Genomic DNA, 18,703 nt, shown 5'->3' on the forward strand with positions numbered 1-18,703 from the left:
GGGAGGTCGCCGCCTTGCGGGTCGCATTGTTGTCGTTGATGGATGCCGCTCAGGGCGAACCGCAGGGTCTGCGGGGCTTGCTGCCGATTGGCGGCCGTTCGATCCTGCGCCACCAGCTTGGGCTGGCGATGGCGCTGGGCTGCGCGCGCATCGTGGTGCTGGCGGAAACGCTGACGAACGATCTCGTCGTGCTCCAGCATGCGGCAGAGGCTGGCGGGGCGCGGTTTCATGTGATCGCGACGGCGCGGGCGCTGGCGCCGCTGGTCGCCGCAGAGGATGAGCTGCTGGTGCTGGGCGAGGGGCTGCTGGCCATGCCGGAGGATGCGCTGCGCCTCCTGGGCGATGGGCCGGTCGTGCTGACGGTGCCGGTCGAGACCGGGCTGCCGCTTGGCTTTGAGCGTATCGATATCAACAATGCTGGCGCGGGCGCGATGTTGCTGCCGGGCAAGCTGATTGCGGCGCTGGGTGATCTGCCGGGTGACTGGAACCCGGGCTCCGCGCTGCTGCGCATCGCTTCGCAGGCGCGCGTGGTGCAGCGCGAATTGCCCGCGCTGATGCTCGATCAAGGCCGCTGGCGGCTGATCCGCGACGAGGCGGAGGCACACCGCGCCGAGCCGGGCTGGGTGCGGCTGCACACCGCCAGCGCCGAAGTCCGCTCGCCCGGATCGTGGATCGCGGCGGCGGTGGTGCGGATGCTCGGCCCCGCTCTGCTTCATGCCGGAACCCGGCCGTTCGTGATTGCGCTGGGTGCGGTGGTCATTGCGCTGCTGGGGGCCGGTGCGGGCTGGTTCGGCTGGTGCGGGCCGGGCTTTGCGATGCTCGCGCTGGCGTGGCTGGTGCATCAGGTGGCAGGGCTGCTGGCGCGGGTCGAGCGGGATTCGCTGATCGCGTGGTCGGGCGGTGCGCCGCTCGACAGGCTGGCGGAATGGGTGCTGGACGGGATGTTCATCACGCTGTGCGCCTGGCGCAGCGAGATTCCGGCGGCGGCCGGCGTGCCTTGGGGCATCGTGTGGTTCCCGCCGGTCGTGCTGTTCCTGCTGGTACGTCTGCTCCGGCGGCTGCAGCCGGACGAGGCGTGGACGTGGTGGCTGGGCGATCGCTTCCTGGCGGGGTGCCTGTTGGCGGCGAGCAGCGTGCTGCTGCCGTTCGATTTCACGCTGCGGGCGCTCGTCGTCTCGCTCATCGTCGCCGGGTTGATCCTTGCGGGGCGCAAGGATGGGCCGGGCAGCAGCGTGCACGCTGGTGGCAATCCCGCATGAAGGCTGCCCCTTGCCTTGGCGCAGCGGCCCTGCTGTCTAACCCCGAATTAACCAGGCCGGGCTAAGGGTGGCGATAATGGCCATCACCGCATCCTCTCCCGCTCCGGCAAGCGCCAGCGCGCTGCCGCTGGCGGAAGGCCTTGCCGCTGCGCGCGCCGGGGCGGCCAATGTCGTGCCGATCCTGCGCCATCTCTTGCGCAGCGATGACAATTCGATCTTCAGCGACGAGATCGTGGCGCGCGTGCGCGGCATGTTCCTCGATATGGCGCGCCAGCTGGTGATTGCGCTGGCCGAGGCCGCCGGTCATGCCGAGCCGGAAGGCTGGGCGCACGAGGCTGCGGGCGAGCTGGCGCATGTGCTGGCCGACAATCCCGCCTTCCTCGAACATTTCCACACGCTCGCGCTCGAATGGCAATGGACCGAGCGGCTGGAGCGCGCCCGCGCGCTGGATCCGGTGCTTCCGCCGCTGCTGCAAACGCGCATGGCTGACACTGATCCGCAGGTTGCCGCGGGCGCAATGGGCTTGCTCGCTGCGCAGGCGCGGTTCTGCCAGAACCAGCGGCGCATGCAATTGCCCTTGGCGGAGCTGCCCGGCGATCTGCTGCATATCGCGCTGGTCACGCTGCGCGCCCATGTCGGGGGCGAAGGTTCGGCTGACACGTATGCGCTGATTGCCGAGCGAACCTTGCGCGCGCGGATCGACGAGAGCCGGGCGCGGCTGGCGCAGCTGGGCCGCGTGCTGGATGCGATGGGCGGCCAGGCAGGCGCCGCGCTCGCGGTGGACAAGGCGGGCGTCGCGCTGTTCCTGACCGCGCTGGCGCGGGGCTCTGGCCTCAGCCGCGAGGCAGCGATCATGGCCACGATCGACAGCCAGCTGCCGCGTCTGGTGCTGGCGCTGCGGGCCTGCGGGCTGGCGCCGGGGGCGGTCGCTGCTGCCGCTCTGGTGTTCCATCCCGAAGCTGATATCACGGGCAGCTGCGCGCAGATCACCCCTGCCGAAGCGGCGGCGCTGCTGGCGCAAGCGGAAGACGTGCCATGAGCGCGGTGCGCGAACACGGGGCGGCTCCGACCAGCCCGGACGGCCTGATCCGCGCCCGCACCGATGGCATGGACCAGCTCGTCGCGGCAGACGAGCCGCTGGCGGGCCTGCAGAGCCGCAGCGGGGGCGCGATGCCCGGGCCGCTCGCCGTGCCGGCGCTGCTGGCGCTGGTGCGCCGCGTGCGCCGCACCCGGCAGGCTGCGTCACGCGCGATCCTAACGGTCGACGAAGGGCGACCTGTCACCGCCTGGGCGCTGGTCATGCCGGAAGGCGATGGTACGGCCATCGAAATCAGCCACTGGCAGATCGGCGATGATGGTGGGGCTGAAGTCCCTGCGCCCGAAGCACTGCTGCGCCATCTCGCCGAAGCCGAGGTCCTGCTCGATGAAGCGCAGCGGGTCATCGCAACTGATGTGCGCGCGCCGGATCTGGCGATGCTTGCCGCGGCGCTCGAACAAGGGCGCGGGGCTTACTGGACCGATCTGGTCAAGATCGAGCGAGTCAGCGATCTGATGACGGCGCGGCAGGGGCCGCTCCATTGGCGGCTGCTGGATGATGCGCCGTTTTCGGTCGAAGGCTCGGCGCGGCGCTGGCGGGCGCGGCTGCTGCCGCGCGTGCAGGGCGGCTTTGCACTGCTCGCCATTCCCGAATCGATCGAAGCGCTGCCCAAACCCGCTACCGGCAGCAAAGCCGCGCCGGATGCAGCCAGCGCCGAGGCGGGCGGGTGGAACCGCCTGCTGGGCCGCGATCTGGCCCCGGCGCTGCGCCAGCCGATCACGCGGATCATCGCCAACGCCGAAACGATTCGCACGCGTCTCGCCGGGCCGCTGGCTGACGAATACGCTGACTATGCCCGCGACATTGCCGATGCAGGGCGCCATCTGATGAGCCTTATCGAAGATCTCGCCGATCTTGAGGCGGTCGAGGCACCGGGCTTTGCGCCTGCGCCCGATCACATCGATCTGGCCGATTGCGCGCGGCGCGCCGCAGGTATTCTTGCGGTGCGCGCGGCAGAGCGCGGCATCACCTTGCACACCCCGGACCAGAGCGTGCGTGTTCCCGCCATCGGCGAATTTCGCCGCGTGCTGCAAGTGCTGCTGAACCTCGTCACCAACGCGGTCCGCTATGGCCCCGAAGGCTCGGCGGTCACGCTGGAAGTGGGGGAGAACGCGGGGAGTGCGTGGATTGCGGTGCGCGATGAAGGCCAGGGCCTGAGCGCCGAGCAGGCTGCGCGCGTGTTCAACAAGTTCGAACGGCTTGGCCGCAGCGGCGATGGTGGGACTGGCCTTGGCCTCTATATCTCGCGCCATCTCGCGCGGGCGATGCGCGGTGATCTGGTGGTGACAAGCGGCGCGGGCGAAGGCGCGCGCTTCGAACTGACGCTACCTGCGGGCCGCAGCGCCTGATCTTTACTTGCGGCGCTGTGCCAGAAAGAGCAGCCCGGACCCGGCAAGGGCGAGCACGCCGCCCCACAGGATCCACACTTTCTGCGCGAGCATGAAGCTCGATGCCGGCCACATGATGAGGCCTGCGCCTTGGCCCATCCACAGCAGGCCCATGAGCAGGGCGGCGATACCGAAAATGCGCAGGATCAAGGTCATGTCGCTAATCTCCGGTTTCGCCGCCTTGCAGGATCAGCGTTCGCTGACAGGAACGTAGTCGCGCTGCACCGGCCCGGTGTAGAGCTGGCGCGGACGGCCGATCTTCTGGCCGGGATCGCTGATCATTTCGTTCCATTGCGCGACCCAGCCAACCGTGCGGGCCAGCGCGAAGAGCGCGGTGAACATCGTGGTCGGGAAGCCGATCGCGGACAGGATGATGCCCGAATAGAAGTCCACGTTCGGGAACAGCTTCTTCTCGATGAAGTACGGATCGCTGAGCGCCAGTTCTTCGAGCCGCAGCGCGGTTTCGAACAGCGGATCGGTGACCTTGAGCGAGGCGAACACCTCACGCACCGTCTTCTGCATCACCGTCGCGCGCGGATCGTAGTTCTTGTAGACGCGGTGGCCGAAGCCCATCAGGCGGAACGGATCGTTCTTGTCCTTGGCGCGTTCGATGTAGTGCGGGATGCGGTCAGGCGTGCCGATTTCCTTGAGCATGTTGAGCGCGGCTTCATTCGCGCCGCCATGCGCCGGGCCCCATAGGCAGGCAATGCCCGCCGCGATGCATGCAAAGGGATTGGCGCCCGAGGAACCGGCCAGACGCACGGTCGAAGTCGAGGCGTTCTGTTCGTGATCGGCGTGGAGGATGAAGATGCGGTCCAGCGCGCGCTCGACCACCGGGTTTACTTCGTATTCCTCCGCCGGGACGGCGAACGTCATGCGCAGGAAGTTGCCGGTGTAGGAGAGGTCGTTGCGCGGATAGACGAAGGGCTGGCCGACCGAATACTTGAAGGCCATCGCCGCGATCGTCGGCATCTTGGCGATCAGGCGGTGGGCGCTGATCTTGCGCTGCTCGGGATCGGAAATGTCGGTCGAATCGTGATAGAACGCCGAAAGCGCGCCGACCACGCCGCACATGATCGCCATCGGGTGCGCATCGCGGCGGAAACCGCGGTAGAACACCGAAAGCTGTTCGTGCACCATCGTGTGGCGAGTGATCGTGCGGCTGAACTGCGCCAGCTCGTCGGCCGAGGGCAGCTCGCCGTTGAGCAGCAGGTAGCTCACTTCCATGAAGCTGGAATGTTCGGCCAGCTGGCCGATGGGATAGCCGCGGTGCAGCAGCACACCTTCATCGCCGTCGATGTAGGTCAGCGCGCTGTCGCAGCTGGCGGTGCTGGTGAAGCCGGGATCGTAAGTGAACTTGCCGGTCTCGGCATAGAGCTTGCGGATGTCGATCACGTCGGGACCAATCGTGCCGCTTTTGATCGGCATGGCTGTGGTCTTCGTGCCGTCGCTCAAGGTCGCCTGGTTGTCGCTCACGCTCTACCCTCCTGTTTGCTCGTTCTATGGCGGCTGTCAGCCGGCTTGGTTGGGCCAGTTTGGTTGGTTATGGGCCGAGACCCGGGAAATTGCATCACGCCGCCGCAGTGGCCTGATCGGTGATCCGGGCGAGCGACTCGTCTCGTCCCAGAAGTACCAGTACGTCGAAAATGCCCGGCGAGGTAGTCGTGCCGGTCAGCGCGGCGCGCAGCGGCTGCGCCAGCTTGCCGAGCCCGAGCCCGCGTTCTTCGGCCATCGCCTTGAGCGAAGCCTCGAGCGCGGCGGCCGTCCATTCTTCGCCCGCAAGCCGTTCGGCGATTGCGCCGAGCAGTGCGCGCGCGTCGGTGGTCAGCAGGCCGGCGGCCTTTTCGTCGGGCGTCAGCGGGCGCTGCGCGAAAAGGAAGCGCGCCCCCGCCGCCAGTTCCATGAGATCGGCCGCGCGCACCTTGAGCACCGGCATGGCGGTGGTGAGGAGAGCGAGGCCCGCGGCATCGAGGCCGCCAAGCCGCGGTGCCACCAGCGCCGCCAGCCGGGCATCGTCCGCCTCGCGGATATAGTGGCCATTGAAATTCTGCAGCTTCTTGAGATCGAAGCGCGCCGCGCCCTTGCCGACGTCGCCGATCTCGAACCATTCCACCGCCTGCTCGCGGCTGATGATCTCGGCATCGCCATGGCCCCAGCCGAGCCGCAGCAGATAGTTGAACACCGCCTCGGGCAGCAGGCCCAGCTCGTCGCGGTAGGCATCGACCCCCAGCGCGCCGTGGCGCTTGGACAGCTTCGCGCCGTCCGCGCCGTGGATCAGCGGGATGTGCGCATAGGCGGGATCGTCCCAGCCGGAACCTTCCACTGCCTGCATCGCGCGAATCACCACCAGCTGGCGGAAGGCGTTGTTGATATGGTCGTCGCCGCGGATGACGTGGGTGACGCCCATATCGTGATCATCGACCACGACCGCGAGCATGTAGGTCGGCGTGCCGTCACTGCGGAGGATGACGTAGTCGTCGATCTCGGCGTTCTGCACCGTGATCGGCCCTTGCACGAGGTCGGGGATCGTGGTCGCCCCTTCGCGCGGAGCCTTGATGCGGACCACATAAGGCTGGCCTGCGGGCCAGGTCGAGGCATCCGCATCGCGCCATTCGCTTTCGATGCGGAAGGGGCGGCGTTCGGCCTGCGCAGCGGCGCGGCGGGCGGCGAGCTCTTCCTGCGTGAGGTAGCAGCGATAGGCGTGACCGGCATCGAGCAGCGCAGTGGCGACTGCGGCGTGGCGCTCGGACCGGACGAACTGGAACACCGGCGGCTCGTCGCCGCCAAGGCCCAGCCAGTTCAGGCCGTCGAAGATCGCTTCGATGGCCGGCTCGGTCGAACGCGCGCGGTCGGTATCCTCGATGCGCAGCAGATAGGTGCCGCCGTGGTGGCGGGCGAACAGCCAGTTGAACAGCGCCGTGCGCGCGCCGCCGATATGGAGATAGCCAGTGGGAGACGGCGCAAACCGCGTGACCACGCCTCCTCTAACAGGAGCCGCGCCTGCGCCTGATCCTGCAGAAACGGTGTCACTGGCGCTTGCCATTGCAGGCACTATCCTTCCTAATCCCGGTCATGCCGCCACAACTGGTCCAACCGCTTGGCGAACCGATCATGGGGCGGACACGCCTCTGGGACAAACTCGCCGCCTTGTCCAGCATGCACCGCACCATCGAAGCGTTCCTTGCGAGCCGACCGTTCGAGCGCGGACCATGGCTTGCGGTGGGCTTTGGCCTTGGAATCGCTGGCTGGGCGGTGCTTTCGGGGCCGTGGCAATGGGCGGGCTTTCTGGCATTGTGCGGTGCGGCGGCGGTGGGCGGCCTGCTGATCGATGTCGAGGGCGAACTGGGCCACTTGCGCGGCGCGCTGATCGGCATGGCGCTGATGCTGGCGGCAGGCTGCGCCGCGGTCTGGGCCAAGTCCGCGCTGGTCGGAGAACCGGGCATCGCGCGGCCCGAAGTCGTGATGATTGAGGGCCGCGTGATCGACCGGCAAGTGGAAGGCGCGCGGGACCGGGTGCGGCTGCTGGTGCGGGGGCGAGTGGAGGGCCATGCCGAGCCGCTGCAGGTGCGGCTCAACCTGCCCGATGCGAACGATCTGCCCGGACTGGTGGAGGGCGCCGAAGTGCGGCTGCGGGCGCGGCTCATGCCGCCTGCGCCGCCGATGCTCCCCGGTTCCTACAATTTCGCGCGGGCGGCGTGGTTTCAGGGTCTGGCGGCAACGGGCAATGTCATCGGGCCGGTGACGATCCTTGCCTCCGCGCATGAGGGCTGGTCGCTGCGGCAATGGCAGCAGCGGCTCGCCGATCACGTCCGCGCACAGCTTTCCGGCTCCCCCGGCACGATCGCGGCGGCCTTCGCCAGCGGAGACCGCGGCGCGATTGCGGAAACGGATGAGGAGGCAATGCGGGATGCGGGCCTCACGCACTTGCTCTCGATCAGCGGCTTGCATGTCAGCGCGGTGATCGCGGGGGCCTATTTCCTGACGATCCGGCTGCTGGCGCTCGTTCCCTTCATCGCGCTGCGGGTGCGGCTGCCGCTGCTGGCCGCCGGGGTCGGGGCGCTGGTCGGGGTGTTCTACACGGTGCTGACCGGGGCCGAAGTGCCGACGGTGCGGTCGGTTTCGGGCTCGCTGCTCGTGCTGGCGGCGCTGGCGCTGGGGCGCGATCCGCTGTCGCTGCGGCTGCTGGCGACGGCGGCGGTGTTCGTGATGCTGCTCTGGCCAGAAGCGGTGCTGGGGCCGAGCTTCCAGATGAGCTTTGCCTCGGTGATCGCCATCGTCGCGTTCAGCACGGCGGCACCGGCGAAGGCGTTCCTTTCGCACAGCCACGAAGGGCGCATCGCGCGGGTGGGGCGGCACATCGCGATGCTGCTGATGACCGGTCTGGTGATCGAGCTTGCGCTGATGCCGATCAGCCTGTTCCACTTCCACCGCGCCGGGGTTTATGGCGCGGCGGCGAACGTGCTCGCCATTCCGCTCACGACTGTTCTGACGATGCCGCTGATCGCGCTGGCGCTGGCGCTCGATCTGCTGGGGATCGGCGCACCGGCGTGGTGGGCAGTGGGCAAATCGCTCGAACTGCTGCTGTGGCTGGCGCATCTCGTGGCGGGCCAGCCGGGTGCTGTCACGATGATGCCGGGCATGAGCGGCGGCACGTTTGCGCTGTTCGTCGGCGGGCTGCTGTGGCTGGCGATGTGGAGCGGGCGGGTGCGGCTGTGGGGCTTTGTGCCCATCGCGCTGGGCACCGCGGCGCTGCTGCTGACGCGGACGCCCGATGTGCTGATCTCGGGCGATGGGCACCATGTGGGGATCACCGGAGAAGGGCCGGATCTGCTGGTGCTCCGGGCGGTGCGGGAGGAGAGTTATACCCGGACTGCGCTGCTGGAGAATGCCGGGATGACCGGCAATGCGCTGACGCTGGAGGATTGGAAGGGCGCGGACTGCAATGAGGATTTCTGCGCAGTCTCGCTCGTGCGGGGTGGGCGGCGGTTCGAACTGCTGCTGGCGCGAGGCAAGGATCTCGTGCCGATCCCGGCGCTGGCTGCGGCTTGTGCGAAGGCCGATATCGTGGTGGCCGACCGCCGCCTGCCCGCTGCCTGCAAGCCGCGCCTGCTCAAGGCTGATCGGGCGCTGCTGGGCCAGACGGGCGGGCTGGCGATCGATCTTGTTTCAGGCCGGGTGCGCAGCGTGGCCGAGACGCAAGGACAGCACGGCTGGTTTCGCCCCCCGCCACCGAGACTACCGCCCGATCAATTCCGCAAACGGAAAAGTGCGGCTCCGGACGCCAGCGGCGCACCGGAGCCTGCAATACCTTAGTGGTAGCGGCGGAGCAGGCCCGCCAGCTTGCCCTGAACCTGCACTTCGTGCGGCTGATAGAACTGCGGATCATAGGCGGCATTTGCGGGATCGAGGCGGACCAAGCCGCGCTCGCGCCGCAAGTACTTGAGCGTCGCTTCCTCACCGCGCACCAGCGCGACCACGATCTCACCGTCACGCGCGGTATCGGTGCGGCGCACGAGGGCGTAGTCACCATCGAGAATGCCGGCCTCGACCATCGAATCGCCAGACACTTCGAGCGCATAGTGTTCGCCCGAGCCGAGTAGCGCGGCCGGGACCGGCAGCATGGAGGTGCCCTCCATCGCCTCGATGGGGACGCCCGCGGCGATGCGGCCATGGAGCGGGATTTCGATCACGTCGTTCGCGGGTTCGCGCACCGGGGCGGGGCTGCGCAGCGGGGCCAGCGCACTGGGCGCGTTGGCCGCCGCGCGAGCGGCGACCTTGGCGGTGCCTGCATCGCTTTCGCGGATCACTTCCAATGCGCGCGCACGATTGGGCAGGCGGCGGATGAAGCCGCGTTCTTCCAGCGCCGAGATCAGCCGGTGCACGCCCGACTTCGACTTCAAGTCGAGCGCTTCCTTCATTTCCTCGAACGAGGGGGAGATGCCGGAATCTTCAAGGCGGGTCTGGATGAAGGTCAGCAGTTCGTGCTGCTTGCGCGTTAGCATTCGTGCGCACTCCTATAGTGAACGAATGCGGAACGAATAAGCAACAGATTAGTGGTCGTCAAGCAATTCCGCGCATTTAGAGCAGGTATACAGGAACAAACTGACCCGCCGGTGTTTCGGGTTCGTTCGCGGGACGCACGGCGAGGGCATTGGCACGGGCGAGCGAGGAGAGCGCGCCGGAATCCTGCAAGCCGTCGAGCGAGACTTCGCCCGCATCCCATACCGCGCGCAGGAATTCCATGCGGCTGCCGCCTGCGGGCATGGCCTCACGCAGGCGTGCCGGGATCCGGCGCGGTAGCGGATCAGCAGCGCCGAGCGCGGCGCGGATCAGGGGAAGGAGGAAGAGGAACCCGGTCACGAACGCGGCGGCAGGATTGCCGGGCAGGCCGAGGATGACTTGCGCACCGCGCCGGGCCACGAGCAGCGGCTTGCCGGGCTTGATCGCGACGCGCCAGAACGCGAGGTCTGCGCCAAGTGCGGCGAGAGCCGGGCGGATGAGATCATGATCGCCGACCGATGCACCGCCGCTGGTGACGATCACGTCGGCATCGCTGGCTGCCTCGAACGCAGCCATGAGCGCTTCGAGCCGATCCGGCACCGGGCCGATGCGGGTGATGCGCAAGGCGGGCTGGCTGGCGAGCGCTGCGAGCATCGCGCTGTTGCTGGCGGGGAGCTGGTGCGCGGCGAGATTGGCGCAAGCCCCGGCCAGTTCATCGCCGCTGTCGATCACCGCAAGTTCGAGCGGGCGGCGCACGGGAAGATGTGCATGGCCTGCGGTGAGCGCGAGCGCGATCTGCGCCGCGCCGACTTTGGTGCCGGGCTGCATCAGCACGTCGCCGTTACGAAAATCGAGGCCGGCGCGGCGGATATGGCGGTGCGGCGGTTCGGGCGGGGTGCCGGTGAGGGTGAGCACATCGCCGCTCCGCGCGGCGTCTTCCTGAATGAGCACCATGTCGGCCCCGGCGGGAACGAGCGCGCCGGTGCTGATACGCGCGGCTTCGCCCGGGCCGACGGTGCCTGCAAAGGGGCGGCCTGCGGCGCTTTCCCCGATCACCCGCCACGGGCCGGGGAGATCGGCGGCGCGCAGGGCATAGCCGTCCATCGCGGAGACATCGGCGGCGGGCTGGGTGCGCAGCGCGGTGAGCGGCTCGGCCAGGTAAACCCCGAGGCAATCGGCCGTGGTGCGGTGTTCGGTGGGCAGCACGGGGGCGAGCGCCATGAGGCGGCGCTGCGCTTCTTCGAGGGCAAGCGGCGGGTTGGGGCGGGCCAGAGTCTGGAGCGGGGTTTGGGCGGGCGTCTGTTCGCTCACGGCGCGCGCCAATCGCCCGATTTGCCGCCGCGCTTCTCGATCAGGCGCACGCCTTCGATCACCATGGCTTTGTCGATCGCCTTGGCCATGTCGTAGACCGTGAGCAGCGCGACCGAGACAGCGGTGAGCGCTTCCATTTCGACCCCGGTGCGTCCGGTGAGCGAGGCGGTGGCGCGAGCCTCGACGCCGTTTTCCACGAAGGCAAATTCGACGCTGACGGCATCGAGCGCGAGCGGGTGGCACAGCGGGATCAGCTCTGCGGTGCGCTTGGCCGCCATGATCCCGGCGATGCGCGCGACGGCGAGGACATCGCCCTTGGGCGCGGTGCCATCGCGCAGCGCGGCGAGCGTGGCGGGGTTCATGCGGATCGTGCCGAGCGCAATGGCGACGCGCTGCGTCTCCGCCTTGCCGCCGACATCGACCATGCGCGCGCGGCCTTGCGAATCGAGATGGGTGAGGCCGCTCATGCGCGGGCACCTGTTGCAGGCATCGCGCCGGTGTTGTGCATATCCATGCCCCTGCTCATGCCAGAGAGCGCGGTCCAGCAAAAGCTCCGCTTATGCCAGTGCTGCAGCAACGGCGGCTTCGGCGTGGAGCCGGGTCGTATCATAAAGCGGCACCGGGCTGTCCTCCGGCCCGACCAGCAGCATGATCTCAGTGCAGCCGAGGATAATGGCTGTGGCCCCGCGCGCCACGAGGCGGGCGATGACGGCGCGGTACGCTTCGCGCGAGGTGTCCTCGATTCGCCCTGCGACCAATTCCTCGTAGATCACGCGGTGGACTTCGGCGCGGTCTTCCGCCCTGGGGATCAGGACTTCGAGGCCGTGCTGCTCTTCCAGCCGCGCGCGGTAGAAGGCCTGTTCCATGGTGAAGGCGGTGCCGAGGAGAGCGACCTTGGTGTGGCCATCTGCCTTCAGGGCTTGCGCCGTGGGATCGGCGATATGGAGCAGGGGCAGTTGGCACGCCGCCGCGATGGCGGGCGCACACTTGTGCATGGTGTTGGTGCAGATCACGAGCGCCTCGGCTCCGGCAGCTTCGAGGCGGCGGGCAGCGTCCACCATCAGGGCATCGAGCGCGGGCCAATCACCAGCGGCTTGCAGTGCCGCGATCTCGGCGAAATCGAACGACCACAAGGCGAGCTTGGCGGAGGCCTTGGGGCCGAGGCACGCGCGCACGCCCTGGTTGATGATGCGGTAGTATTCGGCGGTGCTTTCCCAGCTCATCCCGCCGATCAGGCCCAGAGTCTTCAAGCGCGTTTTCATCGCGGCCATGCCTTGGCGAGGGCGATCCCGGCGAGGTTTTGCGCGCGCTTGATGCGGCGAATGCGCACGCGGGCGAAGCGCGCGGCCTGCTCCTCAAAGCGGGCGTGGAAGGCGGCGAAGGCAGCGCGAGGCTTTAGTGCGCCGCTGGCCTGCGCGACGACCAGCGTGGAATCGCCGAGCAGGACGATATCCTGCGCTCCGAGTTCACGCGCCACATCGAGCGCATCGAGTAGGGCCTGCCATTCGGCGTGATCGTTGGTGCCGTGGCCGATGGCGGGGCGGTGCCAAACCCGTCCGCGTGCGACGACGGCGGTTTCCATAAGGCCGGGGTTGGGGCGGCAGCCGCCGTCGAAAAACAGCTTGAGAGCTTGCTCAGGCACCGAGCAGGGCGCGCGTGGCGGCGGTGACGTCGGCGTGGCGCATCAGGCTTTCGCCGACGAGGAAGGCCTTGGCGCCGGTTGCCGCCAGCGTGAGCACATCTTCGTGGCCGCCGATGCCGCTTTCGGCCACGAGCAGCGTGCCTTCCGGAGCGAGCGGGGCGAGGCGGGCGGTGGTGCCGAGATCGGTGACGAAGCGCTTGAGGTCGCGGTTGTTGACGCCGATGAGTCGCGAGCGGAGGCGGGCGGCGCGCTCCATTTCGGCTTCGTTGTGGACTTCGACGAGGACATCCATGCCCTGTTCGCGCGCGGCGGATTCGATCTCGGCCATCTGGCCGTCATCGAGCGCGGCGACGATGATGAGGATGGCGTCGGCTCCGATGGCGCGCGCTTCGGCGCATTGCCACGGATCGACCATGAAATCCTTGCGCAGCACCGGCAGGGTGCAGGCGGCGCGGGCGGCGACAAGGTAGTCCTCGTGCCCCTGAAAATAGGGCGCATCCGTCAGGATCGAGAGGCAAGTCGCGCCGCCCGCTTCATAGGCGCGGGCATGGGCGGGGGGATCGAAATCGGCGCGGATCAGGCCCTTGGAGGGGCTGGCTTTCTTGATTTCGGCGATCAGGGCGAAACCGGTTTCGGCGCGCTGGCGCAGGGCGGCTTCGAAGCCGCGCGGGGCGGTTTGCGCAGCGGCGCGGGCGGCGAGATCGGCGAGCGTCGATGCGGCCTTGCGGGCGGCGACTTCCTCGCGCTTGGTGTCGCAGATCTTGGTGAGCGTGTCGGTCATTTGAGGGCTGCGATCCAGCAGTTGAGGAGGGCGTTTGCAAGGCCTTTGTCGATGGCTTCGGCGGCTTCTTCCACCCCTTCGTGCCAATCAGCGGCTTCGCCCGCGACCATCAGCGCGGCGGCGGCGCTGAACAGGACGGCGTCGCGGTAGGGGCCGTGCTGGCCTTCGAGGAGTGCGCGCAGGGCGGCGGCGTTATAGGCCGGATCGCCGCCGCGCAGCGCTTCGACCGGGGCGGGGGGAAGGCCGGCATCGGCGGGGGTGACGCGGCGCATGAGGACCGCACCGTCCTTCACTTCAGCCAGCTCGTTGCCGCCCGCGAGGCTCAGTTCGTCCAGCCCCTCGTCGCCCGAGACGACAAGGCTGTGATCGGTGCCGAGGCGGCGGATGGCTTCGGCATAGATTGGCACATAGGCGGGCCGCGCGATGCCGACGAGCTGGCGGCGCACGGCGGCGGGGTTCGCCAGCGGGCCCATCAGGTTGAAGATCGTGCGGCGGCCGATGGCTTTGCGGATCGGCATGATCCGGCCCATCGCCGGGTGATGGCGCGCCGCGAAGAGGAAGCAGATGCCGAGATCGCCCAAGGTCAGTTCGGCAGTTTCGGCGGCGCGATCAAGGTTGAGGCCGAGGGCTTCCAGGGTGTCTGCCGCGCCCGCCTTGCTGCTGGCGGCGCGGTTGCCGTGCTTGGCGACGGGGACACCGCAGGCCGCGACGACGAGGCTGACGGCGGTGGAGACGTTGAGCGTGTGGTGCCCGTCACCGCCGGTGCCGCAGACGTCGATGGCGCCATCGGGGGCGGAGATGGGGATCATGCGGGCGCGCATGGCCCTTGCGGCTCCGGCGATTTCACTCGCGGTTTCGCCGCGTTCGGCCAGCGCGACGAGAAATGGCGGGATGGTCTCATCCGCCACCGTGCCATCGAGGATCGCGGCGAAGGCGGCTTCGGCTTCCGCTTCCTCCAGCGGTGTGGCGGTGACGGCGGGAAGCGAGGTCATGCCGCGAGGTGGGTGGGCAGCTTGGCGGTGATCCCGCACATCTTGAGGAAGTTGGCGAGGAGCGCATGGCCATGCTCGGTCGCGATGGATTCGGGGTGAAACTGTACGCCGTGGATCGGCAGCGAAACGTGGCGGAAGCCCATCGCGTGGCCGTCGTCCGACGTGGCATTGATGACGAGGGCTTCGGGCACGTCCTCCACCACGAGGCTGTGATAGCGCGTGGCGGTGAAGGGCGAGGGGAGGCCCGCGAAGAGGCCCGTGCCGTCATGCGTGACAGGGGAAGTCTTGCCGTGCATCAACCCGCCGCGCACGACCTTGCCGCCGAAGTACTGGCCGATGGACTGGTGGCCGAGGCACACGCCCAGCAGCGGCACCCCCGCAGCCGCCGCCGCGCCGACGAGATCGAGGCTGATCCCGGCCTCATTGGGCGTGCAGGGGCCGGGCGAGATGAGGAAGCCCTGCGCGCCGCTCGCAATGGCCTGCGCCGCCGACATCGCATCGTTGCGCACGACTTCGACCTCAGCGCCCATTTCCATGAGGTAGTGGACGAGGTTCCAGGTGAAGCTGTCGTAGTTGTCGATGACGAGGATCATGGCCAAAGTACCTTAAACTGAATGCCTTATTGGCCGAAGCGGGGTTCGGAGGCGAGGCGCAGGGCTTCTTGGGCTGCGGCAAGGAGCGCGCCGGACTTGGCTTCGCATTCGCGCTGTTCGTATTCGGGGTTGCTGTCGGCCACGATGCCAGCGCCTGCCTGCACGTGGAGCACGCCATCCTTGAGCACGCCGGTGCGCAGGACGATGCAGCTGTCGACCGACCCATCGGGCGCGAAGTAGCCGACGCCGCCGGCATAGGCCCCGCGCGTCTCGGGTTCGAGCTGCGCGATGATTTCGCACGCGCGGACTTTGGGTGCGCCGCTGACGGTGCCTGCGGGGAAGCCTGCGAACAGCGCGTCCACGCTGTCGGCGCGCGCGGTATCGAGCTGGCCGACCACGTTCGAGACGATGTGCATGACGTGGCTGTAGCGCTCGATCGTGTAGCTCTCGGTGACTTTCACGGTGCCAGCAGCGGCGACGCGGCCCACATCGTTGCGCCCCAGATCGAGCAGCATGAGGTGTTCGGCGCGTTCCTTGGGATCGGCGAGGAGGCTGGCGGCGTTGTCGCGGTCCTCGGCTTCGGTTTTCCCGCGCGGACGGGTGCCCGCGATGGGCCGGATGGTCACTTCGCCATCGCGGATGCGCACGAGGATTTCCGGGCTGGAGCCGATGAGCGCGAAGCCAGGGAGATCGAGGAAATAGAGGAACGGCGAGGGATTGATGCGCCTGAGCGCGCGGTAGAGCGCGGCGGGGGGCAGCGGGAAGGGCACGGTGAAGCGCTGGGCGAGGACGACCTGGAAGATGTCGCCAGCCTCGATGTAGTCCTTCGCGCGGGTGACCATGCGGGCATAGTCTGCTGGCGCCATGACCGGCGTGCGCTCCGCAGGCACGGTGGCTGCGAGGCGCGGATCGGCGGGGACGGGATCGGCAAGCCGGGAGAGCGCGGCATCGATCCGGTCAGCCGCTGCCGCCACGAGGCGTTCCGGTGCGCCTTGAGCAGTTGGGCTGGAGGGCCAGACGGGGGCGACCGCGATCAGTTCGTCCGAGAGGCGATCGAACACCAGCACCACGCTGGGGCGCACGAACAGCATGTCGGGCAGTTCGAGTGCGCTGGCGGGGGCGCGGGGGAGCTTTTCGACAAGGCCGATGGTCTCGTAGCCGAAATAGCCGACGAGGCAGGCGAGCGACTTGGGCAGGCCATCGGGCACGTCGATCCGGCATTCGGCGACCAGCTCACGCAGCGCGGCCAGCGCCGGTTCGGGATGGGCTGAGAAGGCTTCGCGGTCGGTCTGCCAGTTGCGGTTGATGACCGCTGCGCTGCCTTCGGCGCGGAAGACGAGATCGGGATCGAGCCCGAGCAGGCTGTAGCGCCCGCGCACTTCGCCGCCTTCAACCGATTCGAGCAGGAAATCGCCGCGCCCCGGCTGCATCAGCTTGAGCGCTGCGCCCACCGGCGTTTCGGTATCGGCGATCAGTTTGCGCCAGACGAGCGCCGGGCGGCCTGCAGCGAGCGCGGCGCAGGCTGCTGCACCGCCACTTGGGCCGCCATCGGGGAGGTGACCGGTGCGGCCAGCCTCCAGCGTATCCGCGTCCGCCGCCACGCGCTTACTGGCCGCCGACGAGCTGCGTGCGCAGCGCCGCAATGGCTGCATCGTTGCGCTTCACGCCGACCGCTTCGCGCACGGCGGCGCGCAGCTGGTCGACATACTCGCGGCCCGTGATCTGGGCGAGTTCGGTGCGGGCGCGGGCGACAAGCGGATCGTCCGCCTTGATAACGCCGGGCGTGATCTTGCTGAGCGACACGACGACGAAGCCGCCCTTGTTGGGCACGTCGAGCTTCTTGGCGGTGCCCTGCGCCATCTCGAACATCAGCTGGAGTGTGGCGGGGATCTTGGGCTGCATCGCGTTGAGCTGCTGGCGCGGCATGGTGACCGCCTGCGCAGGCGGCACCGCGACGCCGAGCGTCTTGAGTGCCTCGGCCAGCGGAACCTTCTTCGCCAGCGCGGCCATCAGCTTGTCAGTGGCGGCCTTGGCCGCGCCGTAGCCGCGTTCGGTGTCAAGGTCGGCGAGGACCTTGTCCTTCACTTCGGCGAGCGGCGGCGGGGCAGCGGGCGTGATCTGGCCGACATCGAAGATCACGTAGCGCTCGCCCGCCTTGATCTCTGCGACTTGCGGTTCGCCCTCGCGCTCCATGCCGAAAGCGGCCTGCAGCAGCGGCATGACATCGGCGTTGGGCTTGATATCGGTGCGGCCCGGCACGGTGCCATCGGCCTGCAGCGGATCGGTGGTGATCAGGGTGAGCCCGGCTTCCTTGGCGACATCGGCAAGGCCGGTGCCGCTACCGAAGGCTTCGTCGAACTTCGCTGAAAGATCGGCCAGCGCGGCCTTGCGCTTTTCGGCGCCGAGCACGGCGGTGATTTCGGGGCGGGCCTGATCGAGCGACTTGCCGGCAATCTGCGTCACGCTGTCGAGCCGGATAACGTGCCAGCCGAGCGCGCCCTTGGCAGGCGGCACGATCTGGCCGCGCGTGCCGCCAAAGACCGCAGCGGCAACCGCCGAGGAGGCTTCGCTTTCCAGCTTGGGGCGGGCGACCGCGGGAATCTTGCTCGCCGAAAGCCCCTTGGCGGCGGCGGCGGCCTCGATCGATTTGCCGCCCGCGATTTCGGCGGCGAGCGCCTTGGCGGCGGCTTCGGTCGGCACGATCACTTGCGTGAAGGCGCGGGTTTCCGTCGGCGCATAAGCGGCGGCATTGAGCTTGTAGCGCGCGGCTATTTCAGCCTCGCTCGGTGCAGGGGCATTGCGAATCGTGGCGGCATCGAAGATCGCATAGCGGATCGTGCGGCGTTCGGGGCGTTGATAGCGCGCGCCGTTCTGCTTGTAGAAAGCGGCGATCTCTGCGTCGGAAGCCGGGGTTTTCGGTGCGAAGGCGGACGAGGGGATCAGCTGGACCGAACCCTCGCGTGTTTCGGTCAACACCGCGACATAGCGCAGCGCCACGCTTTGCGGCATCGCCGCGCCGACGCCTGCGGGGATCAGCACTTGCCGCGCCATCAGCCCCTTGGCGACATCATCGCGCAGCAGGGCATCGGAAATGCCCTTCTGGCCGAGCAGCGCCTTGTAGGTTTCCTGGCTGAACTTGCCGTCCGGGCCCTGGAAGGCGGGCATCTTGGCAATCTCGCTGTCGATCAGGCGGTTGCTCACGCCCATGCCGACGGTGCGCTGCGCGGCCCATTCCATCACTGCTGCGCGGTCCACCAGGCTATCGACCACCTGCTCCATCGCGCCTTGCGCGACGAAGTCTTTCATCGTCACCGTCGGGCTTTCCGAACGCGCATTTTCGAGCGCGTTGGTCATCGCCTTCTGCACATCGACCGTGCCGATGTGGGCCGAGCCCACCGTCACGGCGCGGTCTGCATTGCCCGAACCGCCGAACTTGGCACCGGAAATGTCCGCGCCCGCGAACGAGAGTGCGATAAGGCCGAGGAATACCAGCGCGAATGCAACGCCGATGCGGGATTTGGTGATGGAGCGGATGAGGGCGAGCATCGGGGCCTGTCGCTGACTGTTGAACGGGGCGTACTGTGTCTTTTGGGCGCATTAGGCGGCAAAGCATTTTCCCGCAATGGTCTGCACGCCACCTG

General features: G+C 68.3%; 17 protein-coding genes. 4 read left to right on the forward strand and 13 right to left on the reverse strand.

The annotated features are described in order from the left end of the window. Nucleotides 1–38 precede the first annotated feature (38 nt). The 3 genes from CFE35_RS00945 (at nt 39) to CFE35_RS00955 (ending at nt 3,704) form a co-directional block, all read left to right on the forward strand. On the forward strand, nt 39–1,259 hold the full coding sequence (locus tag CFE35_RS00945; protein WP_292927000.1) for a hypothetical protein: 1,221 nt from the start codon (nt 39–41) through the stop codon (nt 1,257–1,259). A 76-nt stretch (nt 1,260–1,335) separates the two neighbouring features. Continuing rightward, complete coding sequence (locus CFE35_RS00950) at nt 1,336–2,298, forward strand: hypothetical protein (RefSeq protein ID WP_292927002.1); 963 nt, start codon at nt 1,336–1,338, stop codon at nt 2,296–2,298. Further along, nucleotides 2,295–3,704, forward strand: a complete 1,410-nt coding sequence (locus tag CFE35_RS00955; protein ID WP_292927004.1) for a HAMP domain-containing sensor histidine kinase — start codon at nt 2,295–2,297, stop codon at nt 3,702–3,704. The genes CFE35_RS00950 and CFE35_RS00955 overlap by 4 nt, the downstream gene beginning before the upstream one ends. 3 nt (nt 3,705–3,707) lie before the next feature. On the opposite strand, the gene CFE35_RS00960 is transcribed toward CFE35_RS00955, so the two are convergent. From CFE35_RS00960 to gltX, 3 genes are all read right to left on the reverse strand, one after another. Then, nucleotides 3,708–3,899 carry a hypothetical protein gene (locus CFE35_RS00960; protein ID WP_292927006.1) on the reverse strand — a complete coding sequence of 64 codons (192 nt, stop codon included), beginning with the start codon at nt 3,897–3,899 and terminating at the stop codon, nt 3,708–3,710. A gap of 33 nt (nt 3,900–3,932) precedes the next feature. After that, nucleotides 3,933–5,198 carry a citrate synthase gene (locus CFE35_RS00965; RefSeq protein WP_292927751.1) on the reverse strand — a complete coding sequence of 422 codons (1,266 nt, stop codon included), beginning with the start codon at nt 5,196–5,198 and terminating at the stop codon, nt 3,933–3,935. A gap of 115 nt (nt 5,199–5,313) precedes the next feature. Continuing rightward, nucleotides 5,314–6,786, reverse strand: a complete 1,473-nt coding sequence (gltX, locus tag CFE35_RS00970; RefSeq protein ID WP_292927008.1) for a glutamate--tRNA ligase — start codon at nt 6,784–6,786, stop codon at nt 5,314–5,316. 29 nt (nt 6,787–6,815) lie between these two features. Between gltX and CFE35_RS00975 the strand changes: the two genes are divergently transcribed. Beyond that, on the forward strand, nt 6,816–9,056 hold the full coding sequence (locus tag CFE35_RS00975; RefSeq protein WP_292927010.1) for a ComEC/Rec2 family competence protein: 2,241 nt from the start codon (nt 6,816–6,818) through the stop codon (nt 9,054–9,056). Here CFE35_RS00975 and lexA read toward each other — a convergent pair. From lexA to CFE35_RS01025, 10 genes are all read right to left on the reverse strand, one after another. Continuing rightward, entirely contained in the window at nt 9,053–9,745 is a 693-nt protein-coding gene (gene lexA, locus CFE35_RS00980) for a transcriptional repressor LexA (RefSeq protein WP_292927012.1), read from the reverse strand. The genes CFE35_RS00975 and lexA overlap by 4 nt on opposite strands. Before the next feature lie 76 nt (nt 9,746–9,821). Further along, on the reverse strand, nt 9,822–11,054 hold the full coding sequence (locus tag CFE35_RS00985) for a molybdopterin molybdotransferase MoeA (protein ID WP_292927014.1): 1,233 nt from the start codon (nt 11,052–11,054) through the stop codon (nt 9,822–9,824). After that, nucleotides 11,051–11,521, reverse strand: coding sequence for a cyclic pyranopterin monophosphate synthase MoaC (gene moaC, locus CFE35_RS00990; protein ID WP_292927016.1), 471 nt, complete (start codon nt 11,519–11,521; stop codon nt 11,051–11,053). The genes CFE35_RS00985 and moaC overlap by 4 nt, the downstream gene beginning before the upstream one ends. Nucleotides 11,522–11,611: 90 nt before the next feature. After that, nucleotides 11,612–12,304 carry an aspartate/glutamate racemase family protein gene (locus CFE35_RS00995; protein ID WP_292927753.1) on the reverse strand — a complete coding sequence of 231 codons (693 nt, stop codon included), beginning with the start codon at nt 12,302–12,304 and terminating at the stop codon, nt 11,612–11,614. Nucleotides 12,305–12,312: 8 nt separating this feature from the next. Further along, on the reverse strand, nt 12,313–12,696 hold the full coding sequence (locus tag CFE35_RS01000; protein WP_292927018.1) for a reverse transcriptase-like protein: 384 nt from the start codon (nt 12,694–12,696) through the stop codon (nt 12,313–12,315). Further along, complete coding sequence (gene trpC / locus CFE35_RS01005; RefSeq protein WP_292927020.1) at nt 12,689–13,477, reverse strand: indole-3-glycerol phosphate synthase TrpC; 789 nt, start codon at nt 13,475–13,477, stop codon at nt 12,689–12,691. The genes CFE35_RS01000 and trpC overlap by 8 nt, the downstream gene beginning before the upstream one ends. Continuing rightward, nucleotides 13,474–14,469, reverse strand: a complete 996-nt coding sequence (trpD, locus tag CFE35_RS01010; protein ID WP_292927022.1) for an anthranilate phosphoribosyltransferase — start codon at nt 14,467–14,469, stop codon at nt 13,474–13,476. The genes trpC and trpD overlap by 4 nt, the downstream gene beginning before the upstream one ends. Further along, a complete protein-coding gene (locus CFE35_RS01015; protein WP_292927024.1) occupies nt 14,466–15,062 on the reverse strand; it encodes an aminodeoxychorismate/anthranilate synthase component II in 597 nt (198 codons plus the stop codon). Before CFE35_RS01015 ends, trpD begins: the two co-directional genes overlap by 4 nt. A gap of 26 nt (nt 15,063–15,088) precedes the next feature. Continuing rightward, entirely contained in the window at nt 15,089–16,642 is a 1,554-nt protein-coding gene (locus CFE35_RS01020) for a chorismate-binding protein (protein ID WP_292927755.1), read from the reverse strand. Between the two features lie 25 nt (nt 16,643–16,667). Next, the gene (locus CFE35_RS01025; RefSeq protein WP_292927026.1) at nt 16,668–18,608 is read right to left on the reverse strand and encodes a peptidyl-prolyl cis-trans isomerase; all 1,941 of its coding nucleotides are present in this window, start codon (nt 18,606–18,608) and stop codon (nt 16,668–16,670) included. Nucleotides 18,609–18,703 lie beyond the last annotated feature (95 nt).

Source organism: Novosphingobium sp. PASSN1, from assembly GCF_002278815.1.